The sequence below is a fragment of the Streptomyces sp. NPDC101234 genome (assembly GCF_044767525.1).
In the GTDB taxonomy this organism is placed as follows: Bacteria; Actinomycetota; Actinomycetes; order Streptomycetales; family Streptomycetaceae; genus Streptomyces; species Streptomyces sasae.
In genome coordinates this window covers 274,228-289,972 of the sequence record NZ_JBIWOA010000006.1, presented here as the reverse complement: position 1 = coordinate 289,972, position 15,745 = coordinate 274,228, and the positions used below count along the sequence as shown (strand labels likewise).

General features: G+C 69.3%; 13 protein-coding genes. 9 read left to right on the top strand and 4 right to left on the bottom strand.

Going from position 1 to position 15,745, the window contains the following annotated elements:
* Positions 1–518: 518 nt before the first annotated feature.
* Positions 519–2,270, top strand: coding sequence for a subtype B tannase (locus ACIRR9_RS14025; protein WP_403750940.1), 1,752 nt, complete (start codon positions 519–521; stop codon positions 2,268–2,270).
* Positions 2,271–2,387: 117 nt separating this feature from the next.
* On the opposite strand, the gene ACIRR9_RS14020 is transcribed toward ACIRR9_RS14025, so the two are convergent.
* The gene (locus ACIRR9_RS14020) at positions 2,388–3,098 is read right to left on the bottom strand and encodes an SDR family NAD(P)-dependent oxidoreductase (protein WP_403750938.1); all 711 of its coding nucleotides are present in this window, start codon (positions 3,096–3,098) and stop codon (positions 2,388–2,390) included.
* A gap of 107 nt (positions 3,099–3,205) precedes the next feature.
* On the opposite strand from ACIRR9_RS14020, the gene ACIRR9_RS14015 reads away from it, so the two are divergent.
* Entirely contained in the window at positions 3,206–3,607 is a 402-nt protein-coding gene (locus ACIRR9_RS14015; RefSeq protein ID WP_403750936.1) for a winged helix-turn-helix transcriptional regulator, read from the top strand.
* A 36-nt stretch (positions 3,608–3,643) separates the two neighbouring features.
* Here the strand turns inward: ACIRR9_RS14015 and ACIRR9_RS14010 are convergent, their stop codons facing one another.
* The gene (locus ACIRR9_RS14010) at positions 3,644–4,810 is read right to left on the bottom strand and encodes an L-dopachrome tautomerase-related protein (RefSeq protein WP_403750934.1); all 1,167 of its coding nucleotides are present in this window, start codon (positions 4,808–4,810) and stop codon (positions 3,644–3,646) included.
* Positions 4,811–5,046: 236 nt separating this feature from the next.
* Positions 5,047–5,415 carry a hypothetical protein gene (locus ACIRR9_RS14005; protein WP_403750932.1) on the bottom strand — a complete coding sequence of 123 codons (369 nt, stop codon included), beginning with the start codon at positions 5,413–5,415 and terminating at the stop codon, positions 5,047–5,049.
* A gap of 655 nt (positions 5,416–6,070) precedes the next feature.
* On the opposite strand from ACIRR9_RS14005, the gene ACIRR9_RS14000 reads away from it, so the two are divergent.
* Positions 6,071–7,333, top strand: a complete 1,263-nt coding sequence (locus ACIRR9_RS14000) for a DUF3500 domain-containing protein (RefSeq protein ID WP_403750930.1) — start codon at positions 6,071–6,073, stop codon at positions 7,331–7,333.
* On the top strand, positions 7,330–8,763 hold the full coding sequence (locus ACIRR9_RS13995) for a HupE/UreJ family protein (protein WP_403750928.1): 1,434 nt from the start codon (positions 7,330–7,332) through the stop codon (positions 8,761–8,763). Before ACIRR9_RS14000 ends, ACIRR9_RS13995 begins: the two co-directional genes overlap by 4 nt.
* A gap of 244 nt (positions 8,764–9,007) precedes the next feature.
* Here the strand turns inward: ACIRR9_RS13995 and ACIRR9_RS13990 are convergent, their stop codons facing one another.
* The gene (locus tag ACIRR9_RS13990) at positions 9,008–9,679 is read right to left on the bottom strand and encodes a TetR/AcrR family transcriptional regulator (RefSeq protein WP_403750926.1); all 672 of its coding nucleotides are present in this window, start codon (positions 9,677–9,679) and stop codon (positions 9,008–9,010) included.
* A gap of 115 nt (positions 9,680–9,794) precedes the next feature.
* Here ACIRR9_RS13990 and ACIRR9_RS13985 point away from each other — a divergent pair, with 115 nt between their 5' ends.
* The 5 genes from ACIRR9_RS13985 (at position 9,795) to ACIRR9_RS13965 (ending at position 15,735) form a co-directional block, all read left to right on the top strand.
* Entirely contained in the window at positions 9,795–10,697 is a 903-nt protein-coding gene (locus ACIRR9_RS13985) for an SDR family NAD(P)-dependent oxidoreductase (RefSeq protein ID WP_403750924.1), read from the top strand.
* Positions 10,698–10,786: 89 nt separating this feature from the next.
* Positions 10,787–11,353 (top strand): 2Fe-2S iron-sulfur cluster-binding protein, encoded by a 567-nt coding sequence (locus tag ACIRR9_RS13980; RefSeq protein WP_403750922.1) that lies wholly within the window; start codon positions 10,787–10,789, stop codon positions 11,351–11,353.
* Positions 11,350–12,342 (top strand): FAD binding domain-containing protein, encoded by a 993-nt coding sequence (locus ACIRR9_RS13975; RefSeq protein WP_403750920.1) that lies wholly within the window; start codon positions 11,350–11,352, stop codon positions 12,340–12,342. The genes ACIRR9_RS13980 and ACIRR9_RS13975 overlap by 4 nt, the downstream gene beginning before the upstream one ends.
* Entirely contained in the window at positions 12,339–14,456 is a 2,118-nt protein-coding gene (locus ACIRR9_RS13970) for a xanthine dehydrogenase family protein molybdopterin-binding subunit (RefSeq protein WP_403750918.1), read from the top strand. Before ACIRR9_RS13975 ends, ACIRR9_RS13970 begins: the two co-directional genes overlap by 4 nt.
* On the top strand, positions 14,449–15,735 hold the full coding sequence (locus tag ACIRR9_RS13965; protein WP_403750916.1) for an XdhC family protein: 1,287 nt from the start codon (positions 14,449–14,451) through the stop codon (positions 15,733–15,735). The genes ACIRR9_RS13970 and ACIRR9_RS13965 overlap by 8 nt, the downstream gene beginning before the upstream one ends.
* Positions 15,736–15,745: the final 10 nt, after the last annotated feature.

Genomic DNA, 15,745 nt, shown 5'->3' with positions numbered 1-15,745 from the left:
TGCGCAGGGCGGCGTTCGTGTCTCCGAAGATCGGATTCGGGCTGATCGAGCCGATGTCGGTGGTGAACAGCAGTGTCCCGCTCGCGTCTCGAGCATGCCGGGCGGCATCCTGCGGGCGGGGCGGCGCCGGGTGGAATAGAGGCGCTGTCCAGTCGATGCGTGGAGGCCGCCCCAAGGGCACACCCATGTGCAGCCGCAGCGATGTGTCCGCGGAGTTCCAGCTCGTGCGGTCGAGCCGAGGAAGGCTGCGTGGATCGCGGCCGCCGATCCGCTGCGTCCGTTGAACATGGCCAGCTCGCCGGGCTGCAGGTCCGAAGCGAGCACAAGAACCTCCTCCTGCGCGGCTTCGAGCCGTCGGGTCCGAGGGCTCGCGCGGGGAGCCACCGATCAACTCCGTCTGCGGATGAACGCAGAAATTGTTCACAAAATTGCTGTGTATTTCGTTAACAATATTGCGGGAGTGGCAGCTTGGGCCCAAGGTGGCGTCGCAACCTCGGTAGACGAGAGGGGAGACCTCCATGCAGTGGCTTTCGGCATCCTCCAGGCGTAGGCGCCTTCTGGGCGGCATGGCGATAGCGGGCTCCTTCGCCCTGGCGGCCGCCGCGACGCCCACCCTGGCGGTCGCGGCTCCCGGGTCGGCCTCGGCAGTCGGCAGCCGTGCCGGCGACGCCGAAGACACGAAGCTGGCCTTCGACCCGGACAACTACACGACGATCTCCGTCACCGTCGACGGCCAGACGATGAGCGTCCGCTGGTACAAGGAGATCTGCTACGTCGCCAACCCCGTCGCCGCCGCGGCGGAGCAGTCCGGCGGCCCCGGCGGCGGAAGCACCACGATCTCCAACACCGCCTGCGGCTACCAGAGCATGAACGTGTTCGTGCCCGAGAGCGCGTTCGACAACCAGCGTGCCCCCATCTACTTCGCGGTCAACAACGGCGGCTGGATGGCCAGTTACATCAAGGCGAGCGTGACCGACGGCACCTCCTACGACAGCTCGACGAGCAACGTGGGTGCGGCGCTGAAGGCCGGTTACGTCTTCGTGGACGTCGCCAACCGCAGCCGCGGGATGGTCGGGGCAGACGGTGATTCCCCCGGCAAGGCCCCCGCGGCGGTGGTCGATGCCAAGGCCGCGGTCCGCTACCTGCGTCTCAACGACGCCGTCATGCCCGGCAGCGCCGAACGGATCGTCGCGAACGGCGGCAGCGGCGGCGGCGCGCTGGTGTCGGCCCTGGGTGCTTCGGGCAACAGCGCCAAGTACGACCCCTACCTCGCCGAGATCGGCGCCGCGGGCATCGACTCCAAGGGGCGCAGCACCCTGCGCGACGACGTCTTCGCCATCAGCGAGTACTGCCCGATCACCGACCTCGGCGACGCGGACAAGGCGTACGAGTGGCTCTACAACATCCTCGGCACCCGCGACGACACCGACGAGAACGCCACTCCCACGGACGCCGCCGCGATCGCGGCCCAGTTCCCGGCGTACGAGAAGAGCCTCAAGCTGCGCAACTCCGACGGCTCCGCGCTCACCGCCGACACCATGCTGGAGACCATCAAGAAGGAGGTCATCCGCTCCGCGGAGATCTACATGGCGGCCGACTCCGCCAACACGATCCCGGCACTCGGCGACAACTTCGTCATCCAGTCGGGCGGCCCCGGCGGTACGACGACGACCTCGTACGTCAACGACTGGATCGACGTCGACAACGACACCAACAAGGTGCTCTCGCTCGACATGAAGAAGTACCTCAAATTCGTCGCCACCCAGGCCACCCTCAAGACGACGCCCGCCTTCGACGCCGTGGGCGTCAACGGCGACACCACCAGCAGCGCCGAGACCAACCTCTTCGGCCCGTACACCCAGAAGTACATGAACTTCACCGAGTACAGCTGGGACCACAACGACGTCGCCGGCGACGGCAGCGGCCTCGACGACACCGGCCTGACCTGGGCCCAGTACATCAAGAAGGCGAGCACGACCGTCGACGACCAGATCCACCTGATCAACCCGATGGACTTCATCGGCACCAGCGCCGACACCTCGCCCTACTGGTACATCCGCAACGGCACCCGCGACCGGGACACCTCGTTCATCATCTCGATCAACCTCGATCGCGCGCTCGCGGCGGACAAGCAGGTCAAGGACGTCAACTACCAGATGGCCTGGAACCAGCCGCACGCCGGCAACTACGACGTGCCGGAGGCCATGGCCTGGATCGCCAAGGTGGTCAGCGAGGCAGGCGACCCCCTCGCCACCGGCCACCACGGCTGACCGGGCCACCTGTCCCAACCGACGCACCACCGCTCCGCTCCAGAACACAGGAGATCGGGCCGTGGGCCGCACGAACAGACTCGTGCGGTCCACGGCCCGAAGCGCTTCCCCGGCGAGTCAGTCGGCCTGGCGCACGGGGTGGATCTGCTCGACGCGGTCGCGCTTGGTGTACATGTCCCAGTAGTGCTCGGCCAGGTCGTCAGGGTTGACGAGCGGGCCGGCGTCGGGCATCGCCGCGGCGGCCATCTCGCCCATCTCGCTGCGGGCGATGAAGCCCCCGACGGAGAGGGTGCCGGCGTAGGCGCCGACCTCGGCCAGTTCGCCGTTGAGGGAGAACAGCCAGTTGCGGGCGGCGGACATGAGCGGGCCCACACCGCTCATGTGGGGCCGGGGGTCCCCGGCGGTGCTGCCGGTGGTCATCAGGAAGGCACCGTCGCCGCGCTCGGTCCACTCCGGCAGCACGGCGCGGACGGCCTCGACCGGGGTGAGCAGGAGCAGCCGGCTGTCCTTCTGCAGGGTGGCCGCGTCCAGATTGGTTGCCGAGGAGAAGCTCTGCTCGCCGCTGATCGGGCCGTACTCGATGACGTCGATACGGCCGAAGCGGTCGCGGATGGCCGTGATCAGCGCGGGCATCTCGGTGTGCTGGTACAGGTCGGCCGTGAAGCCGACTGCCTCGATGCCTTCGGCGGTGAGCGCTTCGACGAGGGCGTCGAGGCGGTCCTTGCGCCGTGCGACCAGGGCGACTCGGAAGCCTTCGCGCGCGAAGCGGCGGGCGACGGAGGCGCCGAGGCCGGGGCCGGCTCCGAAGATCGCGATCACCTTGGACATGGGTGCTCCTCCCAATTCTTACTCTTTGTGCGTTGCCCCAGCATGGGACAGTATGGAGGGCCGTACAAAAGGCACATCGATGTGTGTGCCGGAGAGGGATGTGCGTCATGGACGCGGCAGTCGGACCAGGCCCCGCAGCAGGGCCGAGGGCGTGCGCGGGGATTCCCGCCGACCAGATGGACTTCATCCGGCAACTGCTGGACCGCGTAGGCGACAAGTGGAGCCTGCTGGTCATCGTTGTCCTGGAAGACGGGCCACTGCGCTACACCGACCTGCTGCGCCAGGTCCCCGGCATCTCGCAGCGGATGCTCACCCTCACGGTGCGGCAGCTCCAGCAGGACGGACTGATCACGAGAACCGCCTACGCGGAAGTGCCGCCACGTGTGGAGTACGCCCTTGCCCCTCTGGGACGCGGCCTCCACGAGATCGCCACATCCTTCGTCCACTGGGCCTCCGACCACTACGAGGAGATCCGCGAGTACCGGGCTCGCGCCACCGCATCGCAATGACCGATCAAGGGCACACACTGGTCTTCGCGCCGGGTTCTACCTCAGCCGTACCGGCCCCGCGTCGATCGGGACGCGGATGAGGAGGTAGGGCTTGTGGCGCAGGTCGTGGCCGTCGTGGAACGTGGGCTGGCGGCTGAGCTGGTTGGCGGTCGCGTACAGGTGGCGGTCGGCGGCGACGGAGAGGGTGTCCAGCCAGACCAGGTCGGGCCCCTGGGCGAGAGTGACGTAGGTGCCGTCCGGGTCGCGGCGCCAGAGGGCGTTGTGTTCCTGGTCGCCGCCGTAGAGCCGCCCCCGGTTGTCGCTCTCCAGGCCGTCGGCCACCGGCTTGTAGCCGAGGTCCTCGACGGTGGCGGCCACGTCGGCGTCGGAGGCGTCCGGGTCTGCGAGGGCGGCGGCGGACACGCTGTACAGGCGGCGGCTTGCCAGCGGGCAGTAGTACAGCCGCTTGCCGTCCGCACCGATCGCGATGCCGTCGGAGCCGCTCGCGATGTAAGAGGGCGGGGTGTCTGGGAGCCGGACCATGAGGGGCTCGCCCTCGACGATGGGAACGAACTTGTCGTCGGGGCGTACGGAGGCGTCCTGTGCCAGGCGCCGCCGGGAGCGACCCGTGGCCAGGTCGACGACGATGATGCCGTACGGGCTGTCGGTGTCGGTGAGGTAGGCCGTGCCGGCGGCCCCGCGCCGCAGGTCGAAGCGCACGTCGTTGAGGGTGCTGGTCGACGGCACCACCTCCGGTGGGAAGAGGATCCGCTGGACGATGCGGTTGGTGCGCAGGTCAACGGCCACCAGCTTGGGACCGCCGTAGGAGGACGGTGCGAAGACCGGGCGGCCGGTGTCGAGGAGCCACAGCCGGTCGGCCGGGTCGATGACCACGCTTTGTACCGATTGCAGGTGCCCGGCCAGGCCGGAGGCGTCCTCGCGGTTCACCTCGGCGTCCGGATAGGCCACCGGCTTGCCGTCACGCAGTTCGGCCACGGTGAAGGGGACTTCCTCGCCCCATCGGGGGAAGCAGACGAAGGTCCGGCCGCGGTGCGAGACGGTGACTCCGGTTGGCATCGCGCCCCACAGGCGGGCGACGACCTCGTACCCTCTGCTGCCCTTCGCTGCGGCGGGCCGAGCCGCGTACGCCCGTCCGGCCAGCGGGGCGGCGGCCAGGGACGCGGTGGCCGCGGTGAGGAAGGTACGACGCTGTAATTGCCTCATGTGAAGCATGCGAGTCTCTCCTGAATAGCCTTCAGAGACGGCGGTGGGATCTGAGTTGGTTCAGTGCGATGGCTATTGATGTCGGCGATCCTCAGCAGACGCATCCGGCTGCCGGAGGCCGGTGAGCGACCGCTTCCTCCGCACCCCGAGCATGGCCGCGGCATTCCGCCACGCCGCGAGCTGACGAACCCGGTTCGGCCCGGCGCCTGGACGCGGCGCGTTTGCCGGTGGGTTGATCAGTTGATGCCCATGAAGGCGTAGACGGTGGTGATCTGCCCATTGGCGTCGCGGAAGACCACGTCGACTCCCCGGGCTGCGGTGTTGCCGTCGGGTGTGAGCATGGACCAGCGCAGGAGCAGCGCTTCCCCGGCCTCGGAATGCTGGTCGTAGGCGAAGGTCAGGCCGTGCCCGACCAGGTACTGCTCGTGGATGTGGGCCACGTGCGCGGCGATGTTGTCGACGCCCTGCACGGTCAGGTCGTTGGACACCATGCGCCCGTCGGCCGACCACAGCTTCTCGATCTTCGCTCGCCGCAGTTCCGCGTCCGGCTCGGTGAAGCTCTCGAGGTAGGCGTGACCGAACTCGGCCAGCGTTTCGGCAGTCATGGAGGGCGTCTTCCACTTCGGGATCGTTGCCAGTTGCGGACCGGCGGTCTACTGCGCGCCTCGACGCTAAGGGACCGATGGTCTGTCGTCAAGAGACTGTTGGTCTGTAATATCTCGGTGCTCGACGCGGCAGGCCGCCCGTGTCTGGAGTCGACGTGGGGGCGGGGGTGGAGGGGGCTCGGCATCCGGTCATGCATCGGCGCCCGACCCGGCAGGATCGCCGTCAAGTTTGGTGCCGGCGGATCGGAGGTGATCGTGCCCGGCCAACGGCTGCCGGGAGTGGCTGGCCTGCCTGCGAGGCGACGCGGTGCCTGCCTCGTTCGGTCGCAGTCGAGGGCTCACCCACGCCGAGCTGGCCTTGTTGAAGCTTCCTATTTGCTTAGTGGGAATCTCCTGTATATCCCCTGAGAGAATTTCTTGGAATTCGCTATGTGTGCTGCCCGGATTTTCCGGCGGTCGGGATTTCGGCATTGAGATGTTGACAACATTGTTGGTAATCTCCGCGGCGATCGCTCGAGCGGTCGATCGTGCAGCTGCACGATTTTCCATCGTCATGTCCGATATGGCCGCGAAGAGAGTGATCTCGGGACCGGTCAATGGCGTTGTCTCGCCTGGTCGGCATGCCATTCCCATTCTTCTCTCAAGGGGGAGATTCGTGAGCAAGGAAAGAACTCGTCAGGTGCGCGCAAGGCGGACTCGGCGGGGCGTGGTCGGCGCTGCCGCGGCGCTGGTTCTCGTGGGCGGCGGATTCGCCATAGCAAATGCTTCGACGGTTACTGGTGAGACGCAGAATTCGGTCGCCAAGCGTCCCGTCGACAAGAACGCGAAGGGCGTCGCGGCCGTGGTCAGTGCCGCCAACGCGTTCTTGAACACCCTGGACTCCGACCAGCAGACGTCGACACTGCTGGACTTCTCGCAGGCGAACGCGACCGCGTGGTCGAACCTCCCGTGCGGCGGGTCCTGCCGTCCAGGCATCGACTTCGGTTCGCTGACCGACGACCAGCTGGCCGCCGCCGAGAGTGTGTTGAAGGTAGCCCTGGGATCGGGCAAGGAGACCGGCTACCAGCACGTGCTGCAGACCCTCAAGGCGGACGACGTACTGGCCTCGGCGGAGGCCACCAGCTCCGCCTCCGGCGCGCCGACGGACGTCCCGTCGGCCGACCCCTCCGCCTCGGCCTCGACGGACCCGAGCGCGACGGCCACCGACCTCCCGACGGGCACTCCGCCCTCCGGCGGCACCGGCGGCGGCGCCGGTGGCTTCTCCTACGGCAGCGGCTACTACTACATGGCATTCCTGGGCACGCCGTCGAAGACCGGCACCTGGCAGCTGCACTTCGGCGGCCACCACCTCGCCGTGAACATCACGTACAAGGACGGCAAGGTCTCCGGCGCCAGCCCGTTCTTCACCGGCGTAGAGCCCACCAGCTGGACCGCCGACGACGGCACCACCTACGCGCCGCTGGCCAAGTTCCGCAACGGCCTGCTGAAGCTGACCGGCAGCCTGAGCACCGAGCAGCTGGCGAAGGCGAAGCTGTCCGAGTCGTTCAGCGACGTGCTGCTCGGCCCGGGCAAGGACGGCGACTTCCCGGAGACCAAGGAAGGCATCAAGGTCAGCGAGCTGTCGGAGAAGCAGCAGAAGCTGGTCCTGGCGGCCATCCACCCGTGGGTCGCCGACGTCGACGACGCCACCGCGAGGCAGCTCATGAAGACGTACGCCAAGGAGCTCGACCAGACCTACGTCTCCTACTCCGGCGGCACCGGCCTGGACACCCAGGGCGACTACGTGCGCATCGACGGTCCCAGCGTGTGGGTCGAGTTCGTCTGCCAGAACGGCGTGGTCTACCAGAACCAGATCCATTACCACACCGTGTACCGCGACCACACCCGCGACTACGGCAACGAGTTCTCCTTCTCATGACCGGACCGCGAAACTGGCTGACCACAGCGCTCGCACGCCTGGTGGCCGGGATCGCGATCGCGGTACCGGCGGCGCTCCTCCTCGGGGCGTCGCCGGCCGCCGCGCATCCGATGCCGCACTCGGTGGTGCAGCTCGACGTGTACCAGTCCTCGGTCTCCGCCCGCCTGGAGCTGCCGGTCTCCGACTTCTCCCGGGCCAGCGGCATCGACCTGGACAACATCACCGGTACGGCCGTCCCGGCCGCCCGCGCCAAGGCGATCCGCGCCTATCTCGCCCAGCACATCCACCCCACCACGACCGAGGGCAAGGCCTGGCAGGTCGGCATCGGCGCGATGCACCTGACCCGCACCCGGCAGACCTCCACCGGCCCGTACCGCGAGCTGACCGTCGCCGCGGTTCTCACGCCGCCCGCCGGCGGCGACGTACGCCACTTCACCTTCGACTACGACGTGATCGTCCACCAAGTCGTCACCCACGTCATCCTGGTGACCGTCCGTCAGGACTGGTCGGCCGGGAAGGTCGACGGCGAGGGCACCACCCAGGTCGGCACGATCGAGCTCGACGTCCGGCACATGAAGGTCCCGCCGCTGAAGGTCGACCTCGGCAAGGGCAGCGCCTGGCGCGGCTTCGTCGCCATGGTCGAACTCGGCGGCAACCACATCCTCACCGGCACCGACCACCTGCTCTTCCTGCTGATCCTGCTCCTGCCTGCGCCTTTGGCCGCCACCGGCGGCCGCTGGAACGGACTGGTTGGCGCCCGCTCCGCCCTCGCCCGCATCGGCCGCATCACCCTCGCCTTCACCGCCGGCCACTCCGTCGCACTGGCCGCCACCGCCCTGGGCCGCCTCCAGATCCCGGGCCGGCCGGTCGAGGCGTTCATCGCCGCGAGCATCCTGGTCGGCGCCGTCCACGCGACACGGCCCCTGTTCCCCGGCCGGGAAGCCGTCGTGGCCGGTGTCTTCGGCCTGGGCCACGGCATGGCGTTCTCCTTCGTGCTCGCCGAAATGCACCTGTCCACCGGGCAGTTGGTGACCAGCCTCCTCGGCTTCAACCTCGGCATCGAACTGGTCCAGCTCCTGCTGGTCTGCCTCGCCCTGCCCTCGCTCCTGGTCCTCGCCCGCCTGCGCGTCCAGCCCAAACTGCGCGTCACCGGCGCCCTGCTCACGGCCACGGCGGCCGTCGGCTGGCTGTTCGACCGCGTGGGTTTTCCGAACGCCGTCGCCCGCGCGGCCGACGGCGCCGGAACCCACACCACGCTGATGCTGGCCGCCCTGACGCTGACCGCGCTCACCGCGATCGCCTGGACCCTGATCACTCGCCGCCGGGCACGGCTCGGGCCGGCTGACGACGGTGGCCTACGGCCCCGATCGCAACCGGAGGGGGACACGGATCCCGTTCCTGGAGCTTCGCTCTCAAGCAGCGGAACCTAGTTGTTGCGCAGTCAATGAGCCCTGGTCGGGCCGGCCGCAGTCTGACCAGGACGCCGCGCTTTTCCGGCGGCTTCCTGTGAACTCAGCGGTCTTTGTCACCGCCTATCGCGGGCGGCCCGGCACGGCCGGTCTCCTCGTTGAACGCTCGGTCGTTGCCGCCTCCGTCTTTTCGGCTGGTCCGCTGCTGTCGGATGCAGGACCGGGAGCGGGCCGGCAGGGTCCCGCCCGGGCGCTGCGAGACCGCTCAGCTCCCCGACCGCACCAGTGTGCCCGTGATCAGTGTGGCGAGGGTGTTCTCCAGCGTGGTGGGCAGGTCCAGGCGGAGCAGCGCGAGGGTGGGGTCGGCCTCGTAGGCGGCGATGGCGCTGGCGGAGGGCCGAGACTGGGCCCACAGCGCACCGGCCAGGATCAGCGTCAGCACGGCCACGGTTCCGGCGCCGGGACCGAGTTCCGGGACGTGGAGGCGGACGAGGTCGGCCATGGTTCCGAGACTCGCGATGGAGGATCGCTTGTAGCGGACGACCACGTCGACGGAGACATTGTGTTCCAGGACGCCGGCCTGTGCGCCCACGAGGTCGCACAGCAAGCCGTGGCGTGCCAGGGACCGAGCCAGGATGGCTGCCACCTGATCGCCCCGTTCCGCGGCCGGCAGTTGCGGGTCGACGCCGCCGGACAACTCGCCGGAGACCTCCTCCAGCCATGTCTCCAGGGCGCGCTCCAGTAGTTCGAGCAGGACTGCCTCGCGTGACTCGAAGTAGCGCAGCACGTTCGATTTGGCCAGGCCAACCCGGCGGCTGAGTTCGTTGAGGCTCATCTCGGCCACCGGCATCTCGTCCAGCATCGCCAGGGCCGTCTCCATGATCGCCTGTCGCCGGATCTCTCGCTGTTCCTCGTTGCGTGCTCGCTGGAATGTCATGCCTACAGATTACAGACCGACGGTGCCTTGACAATAGACCACTGGTTCTTTAGCGTCGGGGATGTAACAGACCGACGGTTCGTAACGGACCTCAAGGCTGATCAAGGGAAGCAACATGAGTGAGAAGTGGTCCGAGAGCGACATCCCCGACCAGACGGGCCGCGTGGTGGTCGTGACCGGGGCCAACACGGGTCTCGGTTTCGAGACCGCCCGGATCCTCGCGGAACGCGGGGCGTCGGTGGTCATGGCCGTGCGGGACGTAGTGAAGGGCAACAGGGCGGCCGCGCGTATCGAAGGCGACACCACCGTGCAGGACCTGGACCTGTCGTCCCTTGCGTCGGTTCGCGCCGCCGCGGACACGCTGCACGCCAACCTTCCGAAGATCGACCTGCTGATCAACAACGCCGGGGTCGTCTACCCGCCCAAGCAGATAACGCAGGACGGCTTCGAGCTCCAGTTCGGCACCAACCATCTCGGGCACTTCGCGCTCACCGGGCTGCTGCTGGACCTGCTGCTGCCGGTGCCCGGCTCCCGGGTGGTCACCCTCGGCAGCAGCAGCGGCCACCCCTCGAAGATCAAGATCCGCTTCGACGACCTGCAGTGGGACCGCGAGTACAACCGCAGCGCGGCCTACGGGCAGTCCAAGCTCGCCAACCTGATGTTCGCCTACGCCCTGCAGCGCCGGCTGGAGCCGCACGGCACCACCATCTCCGTCGCCGCGCACCCCGGCGTCGCCCGCACCGAAGCGATGCGCAACGCCACCACCGCCACGCGCATGATCTTCAACACGGTCGCGCCTCTGATCAGCCAGCCACCGGCCATGGGCGTCCTGCCGACCCTGCGGGCCGCCACCGACCCGGGCGTCGTCGGCGGCCAGTACTACGGCCCCGACGGGATGGGCCAGTTCCGCGGCCACCCGCACGTGGTCAACTCCGGCGCCCAGTCCTACGACATCGCAGACCAGGACCGCCTCTGGGCCGTGTCCGAGGAACTCACCAAGGTGAAGTTCCCCCTCTAGTACGCCGGCCCGGTTCCCCGATCGTGCGGCTTTGACTTCGACGCGGATCACGTCCGCGTACGGCACCCCCTCCCGAGAGAAGGCTGATCGTGGCCCCACCCGTCTCGTCCTCGCACAGCGACATCACCCTGACCGTCAACGGCGAGAAGTACTCGCTGTCCGTCGACCACCGCACCACGCTGCTCGACGCCCTGCGCGAGCGTCTCGACCTCACTGGTACCAAGAAGGGCTGCGATCACGGCCAGTGCGGTGCCTGTACGGTGCTGATCGACGGCCGCCGGGCGGTGGCCTGCCTGCAGCTCGCGGTGGCCTCTGAGGACCGCACGGTCACCACCGTCGAGGGGCTTGCGGACGGTGAGCGTCTGCATGCGGTGCAGCAGGCGTTCGTCGATCTGGACGGGTACCAGTGCGGCTACTGCACGCCGGGACAGATCTGTTCGGCCGTGGCCATGATCGAGGAGCACGCGGCGGGCTGGCCGAGCGCCGTCACCGCCGACGTCCGCCCGGAAGCGGGCCCCCCGGAGCTGACCCCCGAGGAGATCCGGGAGCGGATGAGCGGCAACCTGTGCCGCTGCGCTGCCTACGTCCAGATCGTGCAGGCGGTCGGCCGTGCCGCTCAGGCGCAGGCGTCCGAGGCCGAGGAGGCGGCCGCATGAGGGAGTTCGGCTATGAGCGTGTCCGCGACGTCTCCAGCGCCCTCGCGCTGCTCGATGCCGACACCGAGGCACGTTTCCTCGGCGGCGGCACCAACCTGGTCGACCTGATGAAGTCCGGCGTGGAGCGGCCCACACGGCTGGTCGACATCCGGGAACTGCCCCTCGACCAGATCGAGCCGGCACCGGACGGCGGCCTGCGTATCGGCGCCACGGTCACCAACAGCGATCTCGCCGCCCACCCCGAAGTCCGCCGTCGCTACCCGGCGTTGGCGCAGGCCGTCCTCGCCGGCGCGTCGGGACAGCTGCGCAACATGGCCACCGTCGGCGGCAACCTCCTCCAGCGCACCCGCTGCGCCTACTTCACCGACGTGGCCCGGCCCTGCAACAAGCGGCAGCCCGGAAGCGGCTGCCCCGCGATCGAGGGCGAGCACCACAACCACGCGATCCTCGGCGCCTCCGAACACTGTGTGGCCACCCACCCCTCGGACATGGCCGTCGCGCTCATCGCCTTCGACGCCGTGGTGTCGTACGAGAGCGCCGACGGACCCGGCGAGATGCCGCTTGCCGACTTCTACCTTCCGGTGGGTGATGCTCCGCACCGGGAGACGGCGCTACCGTCCGGTGCCCTGATCACCGGCGTCACCCTGCCGCCCGCCCCGGTCGCCGCCAACTCCCGCTACCGCAAGGTGCGCGAGCGTGCGTCCTACGCGTTCGCCATCGGCTCGATCGCCGCCGCTCTCGACGTCCAGGACGGTGTCGTACGCGATATACGCCTCGCCTTCGGAGCGGTCGCGTCCCGGCCGTGGCGCGCCAGGACGGCCGAACAGAGGCTGCAGGGGGGCCCGTTGACCGCCGAGGCACTCTGGGCTGCCGCGGACGCCGAACTGTCCGCTGCGCGACCACTGCCCCACAACACGTACAAGGTGCCGTTGATGCGCAACCTCGTTGTGGCTCTGCTGACCGAACTCGCCGAGGAGGCCGCCCGATGACCACGACCGTGCAGGGCTTTGTCGGTACGGCACACAGTCGTGTCGAGGGCCGGGACAAGGTCACCGGGGCGGCCCGGTATGCGGGTGACGTCCCCTTTCCCGAACTCGCTTACGGCTGGTTGGTGTTGTCCACCGTCGCCCGCGGCCGTGTCCGCTCGGTGGAGTCCGGGCCCGTCGCGGCGATGCTGGGTGTCCTCGCCGTCCTGCACCACGGCAACGCGCCCACGGTCAACACCGACTGGGCGAACATGGGAGGGCCGGCCAACCCGATCCTCGGGCTCTTCCAGCACGATCGGATCCCTCACTACGGCTGGCCGGTGGCGTTGGTCGTGGCCGAGACGCCCGAGCAGGCCAGGGAGGCCGCCGAGGCGCTGGTCGTGCGGTACGACGAGGAACTGCATGACGTGGCGTTCTTCGCCGGACACCCCGAGGCGTACACCCCGGCGGACACGTTCATGCTGAAAGCCGATGCTGAGAAGGGGGACGTCGAGGCCGAACTGGCGGCTTCCGCCGTCGTGGTGGACGAGGAGTACTCCACCCCGGAGGAGCACCACAGCGCGATGGAGCCGCACGGAACGACGGCTCGCTGGGACGGCGACCGGCTGGAGGTCGTCGACTCCAACCAGACCAGCATGCTGGTGGCGAGCGACCTGGCTCAGCTGTTCTCCCTCGACCCGGCCTCGGTGCGGGTGCGCTCCGAGCACGTCGGCGGTGCCTTCGGCTCCAAGGGAACAGGCCCGCAGCAGGTCGCGGCCGTCATGGGCGCGAGCGTTCTGCAGCGGCCCGTCCGCGTCGTCCTCACCCGCCGCCAGGTGTTCTTCCTCACCGGCCACCGCAGTCCCACGGCACAGCGCGTCAGGCTCGGCGCCGACCCCGACGGACGGCTGCGCGCACTTGAGCACGAGGCGCTGGGCCGGACCTCGTCGGTGTACGAGTACTCGGATCCGACCGCCGGACCGGGGCGAGTGCTGTACTACGCCGAGGGGCACCGCACCGTCCACCGTCTTGTACGGCTCGATGTGCCGACACCGACCCAGATGCGGGCACCCGGCGACGCGCCGGGCTCGTTCGCGCTGGAGTGCGCCCTCGACGAGCTGGCCGAGAAGTGCGACATCGACCCCATCGACCTGCGCATCCGCAACGAACCCGCAGTGGGTCCCGTGTCCGGGCTGCCGTTCGGCAGCCGCAATCTGGTCGCCTGCTTCCGGGAGGGCGCCCGCAGGTTCGGCTGGGCGGAGCGGGATCCGCGCCCCGGCCTGCGCCGCGAGGGCCGGTGGCTGCTCGGCACCGGCACGGCCTCGACCCTCTACCACACCGTGGCCGCCCCCGCCTCGGCCGCCGTGACGGCCGAGGCGGACGGCACCTTCACCGTGCATATCAACGCGACCGACGTCGGTACCGGCGCACGCACCGCGATGACCCTGGTCGCCGCGGACGCGCTGGAGACGGACCCCGCTCGCATCCGCATCCGCATCGCCGACAGCGACCTGCCCCCGGCACCCCCGGCGGGCGCCTCGATGGGCACCCGCTCCTGGGGCTGGGCGGTGATGGCCGCGGCACGGGACCTGAAGCAGCAACTGGCCCTGGCCGGCAGCATTCCTCCGGAGGGAGTCACCGCGCGCTCCGACACCACCCAGTCGGTCTTCGGCCTCGAACACAAGGAACGCAGCGCCTACGGAGCTCAGTTCGCCGAGGTCGCCGTGGACGTCACGAGCGGCGAGGTGCGCGTGCGGCGGATGCTCGGGATCTACGCGGCCGGCCGGATCGTCAACCCCCTGACCGCGCGCAGCCAGTTCACGGGCGGGATGATCTGGGGCATCTCCATGGCCCTGCACGAGGAGGCGCACCGGGACCAGGCGTCGGGCGGTCTCGTCGGGGCCGACCTCGCGGGCTACCACATCGCCGCCCACGCCGACGTACCGGCCATCGAGGTCGACTGGGTGGACGATGTCGACCCGGACGACCCGGTGGACATCAAGGGCATCGGCGAGATCGGCATCGTAGGAGCCGCGGCGGCCATCGCCAACGCCGTCTGGCACGCCACCGGGGTGCGCCACCGCCACCTGCCCATCCGACCCGACCGCGTCCTGTTGGCGGGAGCGTCACGTGCTTGACCTGGCCCAGGAGCTCAGCCACTGGGTGGCGGAGGGCCGGGACTTCGCCGTCGCCACCGTCGTGAAGGTCGGGGGCAGCGCACCGCGCCCTCCCGGCGCCGCCCTCGCTGTGGACAGCGACGGCACCGTCATCGGTTCGGTCTCCGGCGGCTGCGTCGAGGGCGCGGTGTACGACGCCTGCGTCCAGGCGCTCCAGGACGGCCAGACCGTGCTCGAACGGTTCGGCTACAGCGACGAGGATGCCTTCGCGGTGGGCCTGACCTGCGGAGGCACCATCGAAGTCCTCGTCACGCCGGTCTCCGCGGACACCCCGGCCAGGAAGACGATCGGCTCGGCGCTGTCGTACGCGGCCCTCGACGAAGCGGTGGCACTCGCCCGGGTGATCGACGGCCCGGGCGAGCTGCTGGGCAGATTCCTGCTCGTACGCTCCGACGGTTCGCACGAAGGCGGCCTCGGAGGCCATGAGCAACTGGACCGGACGGGCGTGGCCGAGGCCCGGGCCATGCTGGAGGCCGGCCGCACCTGCACAGTGGAGTTGTCAGCGAGCGGAGCGAGATGGGGGTCCCCCCGGACGGAGTCTGGGGGAGGATCGCACTGCCCTGGCGGCCTCACGCTCTTCGTCGAGACGCGTGTTCCGCCGCCCCGAATGATCGTCTTCGGTGCGATCGACTTCGCGGCGGCACTCGTACGCGCGGGCAAGTTCCTCGGCTACCACGTGACCGTGTGTGACGCCCGCCCCACCTTCACTACCCGGGCTCGTTTCCCCGAGGCCGACGACATCGTGGTCGACTGGCCGCACCGCTATCTGCGGGGGACGGCGACCGACGAGCGCACTGTCCTGTGCGTGCTCACGCACGACGCGAAGTTCGACATCCCGCTTTTGCTGGAGGCTCTGCGGCTGCCGGTCGCCTACATCGGCGCGATGGGCTCGCGCCGCACCCATGCCGACCGTGACCGGCGGTTGCGCGAGGCGGGCGTGAGCGAGCGGGAGCTGGCCCGTCTGCGCTCCCCGATCGGCCTCGACCTCGGCGCCCGTACCCCGGAGGAGACCGCCGTGTCCATCGCGGCGGAGATCATCGCGACACGCCAAGGCGGCACGGGTGCCCCCCTGACCGGCTCAGGAACCCCGATCCATGGCGACGGCGAAGGCCGGGTCACTGGCCGGAGCAGTCCCCTCGGCCGTAAGCGGCGACATCCCGATCCTGGAGGTCCCGTACGACGAGCCGGACCGCAGGATCAACCGCACCGCGCGCCGCAGCCTCGGCTTGCAGGTGGGTGACCGCAGCGAC

What these genes read in the sequence shown, in the direction of transcription:
- ACIRR9_RS14020 (WP_403750938.1), bottom strand. Translation starts at nt 3,098, where the DNA reads ATGTCCAAGGTGATCGCGATCTTCGGAGCCGGCCCCGGCCTCGGCGCC.
- ACIRR9_RS13975 (WP_403750920.1), top strand. Translation starts at nt 11,350, where the DNA reads ATGAGGGAGTTCGGCTATGAGCGTGTCCGCGACGTCTCCAGCGCCCTC.
- ACIRR9_RS13990 (WP_403750926.1), bottom strand. Translation starts at nt 9,679, where the DNA reads ATGACATTCCAGCGAGCACGCAACGAGGAACAGCGAGAGATCCGGCGA.
- ACIRR9_RS13995 (WP_403750928.1), top strand. Translation starts at nt 7,330, where the DNA reads ATGACCGGACCGCGAAACTGGCTGACCACAGCGCTCGCACGCCTGGTG.
- ACIRR9_RS13970 (WP_403750918.1), top strand. Translation starts at nt 12,339, where the DNA reads ATGACCACGACCGTGCAGGGCTTTGTCGGTACGGCACACAGTCGTGTC.
- ACIRR9_RS13985 (WP_403750924.1), top strand. Translation starts at nt 9,795, where the DNA reads ATGAGTGAGAAGTGGTCCGAGAGCGACATCCCCGACCAGACGGGCCGC.
- ACIRR9_RS14015 (WP_403750936.1), top strand. Translation starts at nt 3,206, where the DNA reads ATGGACGCGGCAGTCGGACCAGGCCCCGCAGCAGGGCCGAGGGCGTGC.
- ACIRR9_RS14025 (WP_403750940.1), top strand. Translation starts at nt 519, where the DNA reads ATGCAGTGGCTTTCGGCATCCTCCAGGCGTAGGCGCCTTCTGGGCGGC.
- ACIRR9_RS14005 (WP_403750932.1), bottom strand. Translation starts at nt 5,415, where the DNA reads ATGACTGCCGAAACGCTGGCCGAGTTCGGTCACGCCTACCTCGAGAGC.
- ACIRR9_RS14010 (WP_403750934.1), bottom strand. Translation starts at nt 4,810, where the DNA reads ATGAGGCAATTACAGCGTCGTACCTTCCTCACCGCGGCCACCGCGTCC.